At 42.8% G+C, this 12,633-nt stretch carries 8 protein-coding genes and 1 pseudogene; 4 read left to right on the forward strand and 5 right to left on the reverse strand.

Annotation, left to right across the window (positions count from 1 at the left end):
• Nucleotides 1-7 precede the first annotated feature (7 nt).
• The 5 genes and pseudogenes from FE394_RS04235 to FE394_RS04255 all read right to left on the reverse strand — a co-directional run bounded on the left by FE394_RS04235 (nucleotide 8) and on the right by FE394_RS04255 (nucleotide 6,919).
• Nucleotides 8-1,015 carry a FecCD family ABC transporter permease gene (locus tag FE394_RS04235; protein WP_319925159.1) on the reverse strand — a complete coding sequence of 336 codons (1,008 nt, stop codon included), beginning with the start codon at nucleotides 1,013-1,015 and terminating at the stop codon, nucleotides 8-10.
• A gap of 18 nt (nucleotides 1,016-1,033) precedes the next feature.
• Nucleotides 1,034-2,074: an iron-siderophore ABC transporter substrate-binding protein gene (locus FE394_RS04240; protein WP_319925160.1), complete on the reverse strand. Its 1,041-nt coding sequence runs from the start codon at nucleotides 2,072-2,074 to the stop codon at nucleotides 1,034-1,036.
• Nucleotides 2,075-2,160: 86 nt separating this feature from the next.
• Nucleotides 2,161-4,386, reverse strand: coding sequence for a TonB-dependent siderophore receptor (locus tag FE394_RS04245; protein ID WP_333783432.1), 2,226 nt, complete (start codon nucleotides 4,384-4,386; stop codon nucleotides 2,161-2,163).
• 55 nt (nucleotides 4,387-4,441) lie between these two features.
• A pseudogene (locus FE394_RS04250) lies at nucleotides 4,442-5,318 on the reverse strand (IucA/IucC family C-terminal-domain containing protein).
• A 554-nt stretch (nucleotides 5,319-5,872) separates the two neighbouring features.
• Nucleotides 5,873-6,919 (reverse strand): tRNA/rRNA methyltransferase, encoded by a 1,047-nt coding sequence (locus FE394_RS04255; protein ID WP_319925161.1) that lies wholly within the window; start codon nucleotides 6,917-6,919, stop codon nucleotides 5,873-5,875.
• Nucleotides 6,920-7,053: 134 nt separating this feature from the next.
• Here FE394_RS04255 and FE394_RS04260 point away from each other — a divergent pair, with 134 nt between their 5' ends.
• The 4 genes from FE394_RS04260 (at nucleotide 7,054) to FE394_RS04275 (ending at nucleotide 12,526) form a co-directional block, all read left to right on the forward strand.
• Nucleotides 7,054-7,725 carry a tRNA-uridine aminocarboxypropyltransferase gene (locus tag FE394_RS04260; RefSeq protein WP_319925162.1) on the forward strand — a complete coding sequence of 224 codons (672 nt, stop codon included), beginning with the start codon at nucleotides 7,054-7,056 and terminating at the stop codon, nucleotides 7,723-7,725.
• Between the two features lie 125 nt (nucleotides 7,726-7,850).
• The gene (locus tag FE394_RS04265; RefSeq protein ID WP_319925163.1) at nucleotides 7,851-10,493 is read left to right on the forward strand and encodes a bifunctional acetate--CoA ligase family protein/GNAT family N-acetyltransferase; all 2,643 of its coding nucleotides are present in this window, start codon (nucleotides 7,851-7,853) and stop codon (nucleotides 10,491-10,493) included.
• 203 nt (nucleotides 10,494-10,696) lie between these two features.
• Nucleotides 10,697-12,055: a CDP-diacylglycerol--serine O-phosphatidyltransferase gene (gene pssA / locus FE394_RS04270; protein WP_319925164.1), complete on the forward strand. Its 1,359-nt coding sequence runs from the start codon at nucleotides 10,697-10,699 to the stop codon at nucleotides 12,053-12,055.
• A gap of 117 nt (nucleotides 12,056-12,172) precedes the next feature.
• The gene (locus tag FE394_RS04275) at nucleotides 12,173-12,526 is read left to right on the forward strand and encodes a YfiM family lipoprotein (RefSeq protein WP_319925165.1); all 354 of its coding nucleotides are present in this window, start codon (nucleotides 12,173-12,175) and stop codon (nucleotides 12,524-12,526) included.
• The last annotated feature ends 107 nt before the right edge of the window (nucleotides 12,527-12,633 follow it).

Here is a 12,633-nt window from a genome sequence, read left to right on the forward strand (position 1 = left end):
TCTTTTTCTACGCATAGCTTTTTGGGAAGCGTCTTTTTGCAATCAGATAAAGTAAAGGTGCGCCAATACTCGCCGTAATAATCCCAACCATGATCTCTTCTGGTGCCATCAACAATCGGGCAATAACATCCGATATCAGCAGCAAACAAGAACCGGAAAGCAAACAGTAAGGCAGAAGCCAGCGAAAATCACTGCCTACCAATGCTCGCATCAAATGTGGTGCAGCCAGACCAACAAACGCAATCGGGCCGGCCATTGCTGTCGCAGAAGCGGCCAGCATCGTGGCACTCAACAAAGATAAAACCTTTGTCCGGGCTACGTTAGCCCCCAATGAACCCGCGATCCCTTCACCAAAAACCATCACATTCAAGGAAGCACTCAGGGAAAGTGTTAACACTACTGCCACCAGCAAGTAAGGGATCAACAAACTTGCTTCACCCAATGACATGGTACTTAATGAGCCAATAGTCCAGAAACGATAGCTATCCATCACCTGTGGATTTAGCAATGTGACACTTTGCACGATCGCAAACAGGCAGGTATTGATGGCGGCTCCCGTCAATACTAATCGAGTCGGATTAGTATTGCGTGATCCGCCACTGAGTAAGTAGAACAAAAGCGTAGATAAACTTGCACCAATAAATGCTGTCCAGAACCGTGGCATCATGTCCAGAAGAGGAATAAAAGAGAAACAAACCACAGTCGCCGCTGCTCCTGCATTAACACCGAGCAAACCCGGATCGCCCAAAGGATTGCGCAATAATCCTTGCGTTACTGCCCCTGCTAAGGCCAGTGCCGCTCCCGCCATTAAACCAATCAATGTACGTGGTTCACGAGCATTGATGACTAAATCATAATAGCTGCCACTGCTCCCCAACCAGTAATGCTGCCAAACCGCTGATAAAGGCAGTGGCTTTGAGCCCAGACTCAGGCTGGCAACAACACACAGGCAGGTCAGCACAACCATGAATACCAAGCCAAAGATAAGAGAGATCCGCCGTTTAGGATTCATCATTTTTTGCTATCTCCTGCTTCAACTTTTGCTATCTCCTGCTTCAACTTTTGCTATCTCCTGCTTCAACAGCGGAATAAATCTTGGCAATCCCCAACGTAGGCTAAGTGGAGAACCATAGGATATGGACATCACAATTGACTGATCGGTCAGCGGAATATATCCGCCTTGACGAATTGCGCGGATAGAACGAAACAAAGGTTGGGCTTCCGTCTCTTGACGCTCTTTCTCACTGGTGTACCAAGTAACCAGAATATCTGCACCATTCAGTAAGTCAGCGTTTTCTAAGCCGATATTGGCTGAAAAGTTACCGAAAGGGGCAGTCAAAGAATCAGCCAGAGGCAACAAGGACAAACCAAGATGCACCAACGTATCAACACGGGGATCGTTTTTAACGTAAATCGATAAGGTATTACCGGTCGTTCCCGCTTTAATATAAGCAAAATGATAACGTGCAATATTGGGAATAGTATTGCCTGCCTGAGTCAGCAAGCGATCCAGTTCAGCAATGAGCTTCTTACCCTGCTCTGTTTTATTCAAGGCGAGAGCCACCAGCTCAATTTGTTGTCGTGGTGTTGTCTGCCAAGGCTTTTCTGGATAAGCAATAACGGGTACAAAATGGGATAGATGCTCGTAATTTTCCCGCGTAATACCTGATTGCGTTGCCAGAATTAGATCCGGTTTCAGATTGATGATCTTTTCAACATCCAGCTCAGGGTACATTTCAATAGTGGCAGGAAGCTTTGCTCCTCGCCGCTCCATCTCCTCTCTGAACCACGGCAGATATCCTTCGGCATCCCCGCCCCAACGATGTGATTCAATGCCGACAGGAATAATGCCCAGATCCAGCAGAATATCTTCTGTACCTGTTCCCAACGCTACAATCCGTTGCGGCGGTTGATGAATCACCGCCGTACCCAGCGAGGTCGTGATTGTTTGAGGATAGCCGGAGGATGACACCGACAACTGTTCTGGTTTTGCCGGTTTGTCACAACCTGCCAATAAGCTTGCCAAGAGTATCAACGGTACGGCGACCAGCATTTTACAACGAGTCAAATCCATTGCTGATTACCCTTTACTGCTTGTTGTCTGAATGGATAAAAATACATTATCGCCGCCCGTGATTTAATTAGAACTTATAACGTAAATTAGAACTTATAACGTAAAGTTGCTTCGACGTTACGTGGTGCCCCGTAGTAGTACTGGGTATAGCTACCAAATGAGGTATAGTATTTCTTATCGAACAGGTTATTCAGATTCACGGTCAGGGATAAATCTGGGGTGAACTGATAGCGTCCCATCAGATTAACTGTGGCAAAACTGCTTTGCCCCTCCTGACGTACTTTTTTATCAGGCCCGGTAAGATCACGCCGTGTTTTATCCTGCCAGTTAATACCACCACCTAGCGTTAAATCACTCATTACGCCAGGCAACGTATAAGTCGTGAACAATTTGAATAGACGGTTTGGATCTTCCCTATTGATGCGCTTACCATCCGGCATTGTGGCCCTGAATTGGGTGTAACCCGCAAAAATTCGCCAGTCATCCGTAATCTGACCACTGATTTCAGCTTCAAAACCACGCGTTTTTACGCCATTGATTGCATTATAAACTCTGGCATTCTGTGGTATTCCAGACGCTTTAGGTTTTCCGGAAATATCCTCAATCGTGAAATTATTCTGGCGGATTTCGAAAAGTGCCAATGAATAATCAAGGCCGTTATCTAAGGCAACACCTTTCAAACCCAGTTCATAGTTTTCACCTGAGACGGGTTTAAGGAGTTGGTTATTACGGCTGATACGGCTTTCCGGATCAAAAATTTTGGTATAACTGCCATAAACGGAGAAATCCGGCGTGATGTTGTAAACTAATCCACCATATGGCACAAGCTCGTGTTTATAATCTGCATTTTGCGGTGTACCAAAATTATCACCACGCGTTTTCCAACTGGTGACGCGTCCACCAAGGATCAAGGTGATAGGATCTGCCAAAGAAAGCTGAGTGACGGCATAACCTGCGGTTTGTTCAATATAACCATCAGAGCCAGTATTTCTCGTTTTATTCCATGTTGGCTCAGAATAACCCCATGAAGGCTGAGTAAAATCATTTATTGGAAACTCTGAACAAGTACGTGACGCCATACACGGAGCCCAGTAATAATCATTCTGGAAATTCTGTTTTTGATAGTTCAAACCAAAACTGGCATGATGTGCCCGACCCAGCAATTTATAATCACCATTAGCTTGCAAATCAAAGTTGCGCTGACGGCGACTTCCGTCAATCAATGTCATATTACCCGGATACATTCCTTGGTTAGTCGTACGATCAGGGAATCCCGTTGCCCACAGAACTTTTTGATCAAGAGTGTTGCTGTCATAGGTAAAAGTACCTTTTACACTCCATCCATTGTCGAAGTTATGTTGCAGACTGGTGAAAGTTGAAAATGAACGAACTTTGGAAAATGCCCAATCAGGCGCATAACTGTTGCTACGTTTGTAATCGGTTTTACTGCTATCTTTAAAGTAAATAGGCAAACCGCCAAACATTCCGCCACGGGTATGGTTGACTTGATAATCAGTACCAATGGTCAACAACGTATTTTCTGTCAAATCCGCTTCAAGAATGCCGTAGAACGGGTATTTTTCATGTTTGTCACGATCAATGAACAAATTAGAACGCTCATAAGCGGTGACAAAACGCCCTCTGACTGTACCGTTTTCATTTAATGGGCCAGAAAGATCAAGGCCAGTACGCCATTTATCCCAAGAACCTCCGCCCAACGTAACTTCACCACGAAACTCACTGGTGGGGCGTTTACGGATCACGTTAACCGCAGCTGAAGGTGTACCCGGTCCCACCATCAACCCCGCAGCACCACGAACTACTTCAAGGCGATCAATGATGAAAGTATCCAGCAGGTTATCACCATAGTTAAAACGGATGTCATAAAAAGTCGGCACACCATCACGCAGCATATTCCTGACCGTCATCCCTCTTGACGAAAAAGTGAAACGATCACTGTCAGCCTGATGGACTGTCATACCTGTGATGCTGTCAATTGCACTCTTAACGCTGTCCAGATTTTCATCCACCATACGCTGTTTGGTCATCACGCTGACACTTTGTGGTGTCTCACGCGCTGACAAGTTCAATCCCGTCGATGTCACCATTGAGGTGGTGTTATACATGCCAGTGTCTTCCGTTACACCTTCATGCCCTGATGATACTGGTGTTGCCGTCACGACAATCTTTTCTTCTTTTCCTTGTGCTTCTTCTGCCATTGCCACACTGTTTCCTGCCAAAATCAGCGGGATCACCAGAGAAAGCAAAGTTCTTTTAGTTAAATGATTCGGTTGCAAAATTGGATTTATCACTCTATTTATCCCATTACCAAAATGATGTGTTGTTGTATTTACCTTAATGTTTCCGTCACTCATCTGCCTCAATAGCAACAGAGTATTGTTTCCGCAAAGCATGAAGTGGGTTCACTAACATTCCGGCAAATTTCAGATTTTTCTCACGATCATCAAGATCGATCATTTGTTGGTTATTTGCCATTTGCAGACGATTCAAACAAGTACGAACGAAATCGTACTTAAATAAATCAAATTTGCGGAATTTCTCGATTTGGTGCAGATGCTGTGATTGATAGTTGTAAACACACTGGGCTACTAATTCCCAAAAACGAGCCTCTGGCAGTGCAAGATGTTTTTGCAGCAATGGGATCAAATAACGGAAGAAACAGTCAAAGATATCAAGGAAGATATAATTGATTTTCATCTCATCCTTGATAGTCATCTGCCTCAAAACCAATTCGACCATTATTAGCGATAAAAACAGGGTGCCCTTCACTCATCGATGTTTCCACCGTTTGATAATCAGCCTGAGCCAAATCCTGTGCAGTCAATCGATTATTTTGATATTTAAAAGCATCACCATAAAGTGTACTGGATATTTCATCGAGATACGTTGGTAATAATTTTTCAGAAATATCCAATAATGGCCGCAATTCAATAACTAATTCAATGGCATCCAGAGGTTGTGGTTGGTTATGATTGAGCTTAATTATCGATGTCGCATCAATATCCAAATGATCAAGCTGGTAGGCTTGTGCCTGAAAATGGTATTGAAATTTATCGATTTCAACGGAGTAAGATTTTCCTTCCTCATAATTTACTGGTGTTATGAGTTTCTCGTGACAAAGTTCGCGCAATATTTTTGCTACAAGATGCCGATTGGCATGTAACCAGTTATCCCTAGTTAAATGAGCTGTCTGACAATTCAAATTAGTATTTAACGAACACATTTAATAAAATCCTTTATTCATATTCTGCATATACTTGCGTCCATTCACGAACATGACTTACAGAGCGATACATCGCTATATAAATTTCCGAATATACATTCAGATATACATCCAATTAGTGGGGAATTAATTCTGGCTCACTAAAATAAAGGGCTTTATTTTTTATTTTCACAAATGATAATTAAAATCATTGTCATTAACAACCCTGCAAAAAGTAAAGTCTTAGGGAATAATTTGGACAAAGAATTAATGGACGGGAAAACATAATGAAAGTTTATGAATACAATGGATTTTACACGTGTTATCTGAAATCTATTATAATATTATTGGTAAATAATTTACTTTTAAAATAATAACTCTTATTTTTTATTTAATTTAGCAAAACATTTTTTATCATTGTAATAAAATGAAATCCAATGAATTACTGGATAAAATAAAGGCCCTGACTAAACAATCAGGGCCTTATTAATAAAGGAATTTAAGCTAACTTATTTTAATTTCAAATCACTGCTTTGTTAGCTATGCGGTAATTTGAAGCTTATCCGGTACATAAATTAAGCTTTATTTTGGCGCCACCATTCAGCCAGCATAATACCTGTTGCGACAGAAACATTCAGACTTTCAACCCGGCCTGTACCACCGATAGAAAGACGGATATCACCATCCTCCCAAGTACTGTCACTCAGTCCATCACTTTCCTGACCCAATACCAAAACCATTTTTTCTGGTAGTGTTGCTTGTGCCAGTGTTGTGCTCCCTTTATGGCTTGAGGTAGTCACAATGGCATAGCCTTCATTGCGGAATTTATTCAGCGTCTCCGTGAAACCATCAGCATCAATACCTTTAATGTGTTCGGCTCCCCCTTCAGCAGTACGAACTGCCGCGCCGGACTCTAGCATTGATGTATCCTGCAAAATCACGCCCTGTACGCCAAAATGTGCGCAGCTACGCATAATTGCACCAAGGTTGTGTGGATTACCTACGTTTTCCAGTGCCAGAACACAATCTTTTGCCGGTGCCTGCTGCAAATAGCTTTCAACATCCAGACCATTGCGTTTCTTGATCAGGAAACATACGCCACCGTGATGTTCAGTACCTGAAGCTTTAGCCAATTCTTCATCATCAACCACGTGGTACGCTTTGCGATTTGCCGCCATCCACTTTAAGGCATTGCGAAAACGAGGAGTGACTGATTGAACAAACCAAGCCCGGACTATCGCATCAGGACGATTTTGGAACATTGCCTGACAAGCATTTTCCCCATAAATACGGGTTTCTTCCAAACGTTGACGGCGAAGCTGGTCAGGGTCAATGTGACTTTTACCACTGATACCACTGTGCTCTAGCTTAAGAGACTCCCCCTCTGGACGGGAGACAGTTCTCCAAGGAGAATCATTGCCTGAACGTGCGGGACGTTCACTATCACGACGACGCTCACCCTGCTCACGCCCTTTACCAAACGGACGTTTATTGCTATCACTACTTTTGCCACGGTTATTATCTTTTCGACGATCATTATCTCTATGACTATCGTTGTTGTCCTCATTGCGGACATACATCACTTTGACTTTGCCGTTTTTACCACTATAGGAATCGTTCATTTATTTCTCCAACTGCGTTATGGCGCGAAGATTACCCGATGTGCGCGCCCGAAGCTACCTCTGGCAACGACAATCCATTAAAATATCCGCTAATTTTTTACTGGCTTTATCCACAAACATGTTTGAGTTCTTAAATGAGAAATAACAACGCCGTTTATCAGCTTCGTCAACACCGCCTCGCCCGCTCTACCCGCCCTTTTCAGGCAAGGGGCTGCCGGGTGCAGCGTTGCCTGCATTGTTTATTACCCCAAAAAAAATGCCTCTGTGAAATGATTTCACCAGCAAATGCGGTTAGTCGCTTCTGTCTCATCATGTTTGATACTGAACCTATGAAGCCCAGTAATACCGGAAAGTTAATTGCAGATATACTGCCTGATACACAGGCTTTCCTCTGGTCCAGAACCGAGCCAGATCACCACATGCTCAAGGTGTTGAGTGATCCTACCCGACAACCTTATTTAATCTTCCCTGACAGTTATGCCACACCTCCCCGCACGGTGTATCAGCAGATTCCCAATCACCAAAAACCACCGCTATTCATTATATTGGATGGTACTTGGCCTGAAGCAAGAAAAATGTTTCGCAAAAGTCCATATTTGGACGATATTCCCCTATTATCTATAAATAGTCTCGCCAAGATGGATTATTTATTGCGGATACCATCCAGACAAGAGCAACATTGTACCGCCGAAGTCGCAGCAGCGGCATTAGAATTGGCCGGAGATATTGATGCATCACAATCATTGCTCAGTCATTTCAATCATTTTCGTGAACAATATCTGGCTGGAAAATCTAATCATCTGTAGGAATCAATCACAGTAATTCTTGACAGCTCCCGCTAAAGTAAATGATGGTGGCTAAAGTTATTTATGATAATTGTTCAATTTACGGTGATTGTTTATTGATGTGTAACTGATAAGGAACTCCAGAAATGAGTCAGCGCGGACTTGAAGCATTGTTACGCCCTAAATCTATTGCCGTTATCGGTGCTTCTGAAAAACCAGAGAAAGCCAGCTCGGTGTTAATGCGAAATTTACTGATGGGGGGGTTTACAGGACCTATTCTTCCCGTAACACCAAATAAACGTGCTGTTCTGGGTGTGCTGGCCTATCATTCTATTGATAAGTTACCGTTAACTCCCGATCTCGCCGTGATCTGCACGCATCATAGCCGTAATTTACCTCTGCTGGAGCAACTGGCTCAGAACGGATGCAAAACCGTTATTATTTTATCCTCGCCCCCCTCACAATTTACTGAATTAAAACAGTATGGCCAGAAACATCATATCCGAATTCTGGGTCCCAATAGTCTCGGTATTCTGGCACCTTGGATCGGACTGAATGCCAGCTTTTCACCGATTCCTATCCTTAAAGGTAAACTCGCTTTTATTTCGCAGTCAGCAGCAATATCAAACACTATTCTGGACTGGGCGCATCATAGAAATATTGGTTTTTCGTATTTTATTGCGTTGGGAGATAGTGTTGATATCGATATTGATGACTTACTCGATTTTCTGGCAAGGGATAGCAAAACAAGTGCCATTTTATTGCACCTCGAACATATCAGTGATGCGAGACGTTTTCTCTCTGCCTCCCGAAGTGCTTCACGCAATAAACCCATTCTGGTAGTAAAAAGCAGCCGCACACGAAAGGCTCAGCAACTGCTGGGGGAACAGCAAAATTTTGATGCTGCCTATGACGCAGCCATTCAACGTGCTGGATTACTGCGTGTACAAGATACGCATGAAATGTTTTCTGCGGTAGAAACATTAAGTTTTATGCGGCCTCTGCGCGGAGAACGCTTGTTGATCGTCAGTAATGGTACAGCACCCGCAGCAATGGCGTTGGATGAGTTACTCAGGAGAACCGGTAAGCTCGCTGTGTTAGAAGAGGAAACAATCAGCGAATTATCTGCAATACTCCCTCAAACGCTTTTCCTGCGTAATCCTTTGGACATCGGTGATGACTCGTCAACCGGACAGTATATTGCAGCACTCCAACTACTTTTGGATAGTCATGACTATGACGCTTTACTGTTAATTCACTCTCCCTGTGCTATATCCCGTAGCCATGCTACAGCAATTCAAGTCATTAAAACCATTAAGGCACATCCTCGCGGAAAATGGCTCACTATTTTTACTAATTGGTGTGGAGAATATTCCGCATTGGAAGCCCGACGTTTATTCAGTGAAGCCGGTATTCCGACTTATCGGACACCTGAGGGTGCAATTACCGCCTTTATGCATATGGTGGAATATCAGCGGAATCAAAAACAACTCAAAGAAACACCATCTTTGCCAATTGGTATAACATCTAATACTGCACGTGCTCATGAGTGTATACAGCAAGCTCTTGATAACGGAAGTCTCCAACTGGATACTCACGAAATACAACCGATCCTTGAAGCCTACGGCTTAAATACTTTACCCACGTGGATTGCCCATACCAGTAATGATGCAGTCAATATCGCAGAAAAAATCGGCTATCCTGTTGCTCTGAAGCTTCGTTCTCCCGATATTCCGCATAAATCAGAAGTGCAAGGTGTAATGCTTTATTTGCGCAATGCCAATGATGTCAAAACAGCCGCACAAGCGATTATTGAACGCGTCAAACAAAACTTTCCACAGGCCAGAATTAATGGCTTATTAGTGCAAAGCATGGCTAACAGGGCGGGAGCACAAGAACTCAGAATTTCCATTGAGCAAGATGAGATATTCGGCCCTTTAATTATGTTGGGAGAAGGAGGAGTCGATTGGATTCATGAAACTCAGGCTGCCGTTGCTCTTCCACCTCTTAATATGGCTTTGGCTCGTTATCTGGTTATTCAGGCAATTAAGAGCGGTAAAATAAAATCTGGCGGTTCACTGTTACCTCTGGATATTCCTGCGCTCAGCCAGTTGTTGGTTAGGGTATCCAACCTTCTGATCGATTGTCCTCAGATTGTTCGTATGAATATTCATCCACTACTTGCTTCCGGTGATGAATTCACTTTACTGGATGTAGCAATGGAGTTAACACCAGTAACCGGTGATCCTCACAACAGGCTTGCCATTCGGCCTTATCCCAATGAGTTGGAAGAAACCATTTATATAAAAGAAGATCTTGAGTGTTTACTGCGCCCAATATTGCCGGAAGATGAGCCACTGCTGAAAGCATTTATAGATCAGGTGACAAAAGAAGATCTTTATTACCGCTATTTCAGTGAAATCAGTGAGTTTACCCATGACGATCTCGCTAACATGACTCAGATTGATTATGACCGAGAAATGGCATTCGTCGCGATACGTCATCCGACAACAACACCTGAAATTATTGGTGTCGCACGCGCGATGGCCGATCCAGATAATGTCGAAGCAGAATTTGCGATATTAGTACGATCAGACCTAAAAGGAATTACATTAGGCTATAAGCTCATGACTAAACTCATTCATTACACAAGGGAACACGGTATTCAGGCACTGACCGCCATCACCATGCCGGAAAACCGCAACATGATTCAACTGGCGAAAAAGCTTGGGTTTTCCATTGATATCCAGCTAGAAGATGGCATTGTTAATCTTGTATTAAAACTTTAATAAAGCACAATTTTAGTATGGATAGTAAGATTAACAAAAAATTCTCACTTCGTGATAGATCGCACAGACTTAAAGCAATCAGGCCTGAAGAGTTAATTCATCCTCACAATGATCCAAACTAATGCTATTATTGCCGGATCATTTTGATTCATACAACTTATGATGGAACTTAACCCCATCCAAACTAAGAGAAAAAACGCACTGTGATGTTGTCCAAATTTAAGCAAGCCAAACACCAACAACACCTTGCACAACTGCCGAAACTCCCGCAGTCAGCTGTTGACATAGAAACACTTTATCAATCCCAAGTGTTTCGCAGCACCTTACTGGAGCAAATTGCAAACGCCCGAAAGCATATTTATATCGCAGCATTATATCTGGAAAATGATGATGCGGGGCGGGATATTCTGACTGCATTATATATTGCTAAACAGAAACGCCCTGAGCTGAATATCAAAATCCTGGTTGATTGGCATCGTGCTCAGCGTGGTCGTATTGGCGCAGCAGCAGCAGCGACAAACGCAGATTGGTACTGCTCTATGGCTGAACGCTATTCTGATGCCAATATATCCATTCTGGGTGTTCCTGTTAATACACGTGAAGCATTGGGTGTTTTACACCTAAAAGGCTTTATCTTTGATGATACTGTCATTTATAGCGGCGCCAGTATCAATGATGTCTACCTGCATCGCCATGAAAAATATCGTTATGACCGTTATCATGTGCTGCATAATGCAAAACTTGCAGTAGTCATGAAGCAATTTATTGATGATAGTATTCTTACGGCTGGAGCCGTAAAAAATTTAGCCAGCCACAATCGTCCGCGTAATCTTGAAATTAAAAATCTGACCCGTCAATTTCGTACTTCACTGCGCAATTCTGAGTATCACTTTGAAAATCAAGCCTCAAATGAAGAGCTGGCAGTAACACCTTTGGTTGGGTTAGGTAAAAAGAACCTGCTGAATAAAACGATCTGCGACTTGATATCCTGTACCGAAAATAAGTTGGTTATCTGTACACCTTATTTCAATTTACCAGCAGTGTTGGTACGCGCAATATCACGCTTGCTCCGTCAGGGCAAACAAGTTGAGATCATTATTGGCGATAAAACAGCCAACGATTTTTATATCCCACCAGAAGAACCATTTAAGATCATCGGGGCATTGCCTTACCTGTATGAAATTAACCTACGCCGCTTTACCAGTCGGCTGCAAAAGTTTATCGATAATCAGCAATTAACCATTCGGTTATGGAAAGATCAAGATAATACTTATCACTTAAAAGGGATCTGGGTTGATAATAAATGGCAACTGATTACTGGTAATAACCTCAATCCACGCGCATGGGGACTTGATCTGGAAAATGCCATTCTTATTCACGATCCTCATCAAGAAATGCAAGAACAACGTTCAATGGAATTGGATTGCATTCGTACTCATACCAGAATCATCAGCAATTATCAGGAACTGGAGAGCATTCAGCTTTATCCGGTTAAGGTTCGTAAGCTGATACGCCGCTTGCGTCGGATTAGAGTTGATCGATTAATCAGCAGAATATTGTAGAATAGATAAATAATTATCAAATTTTGAATCCCCTCTCGCTATTGCCTGAGGGGATTTTTGTATCTTATTTATCAAACAGCTATGATTTACAAAAAATAAATCATGGTGTAATTTACAATGAAAAAAACCGTCAGCACTCTTATAAGAAATATATTAATAATATCCCCTCTTCTATTGAATGCCTCTTGCGTCAATATACGTCAGGCCAACGATAACTGGACCGGCAAAGATAAAACTCAACATTTTCTGTTTTCTGCGGCGATCGCCGCTGCTGGAAATGCTTATGGCGACCGACAAAATTGGGGACATCGTGAAAGTTCACAATTTGGTGTATTACTATCAATGAGTCTTGGAGCAGCAAAAGAACTTTATGATAGTCGCCCATCAGGAACAGGCTGGAGTTGGCATGATATTGCTTATGATATAGCTGGAGCTATTACAGGCTATAGTTTGTATCAGTCCATGAAGTAATAATCGTTCCCGACGATGATTTTGTCCTATTCTTGGCCTTTCAGTGCGATTTTTATCAGGTGTTGTACTGAATTAATTTCCCGGCGGCCCAATGCAAAAAAGCCATC

The organism is Xenorhabdus littoralis, from assembly GCF_033949345.1.
GTDB classification, from domain to species: domain Bacteria; phylum Pseudomonadota; class Gammaproteobacteria; order Enterobacterales; family Enterobacteriaceae; genus Xenorhabdus; species Xenorhabdus littoralis.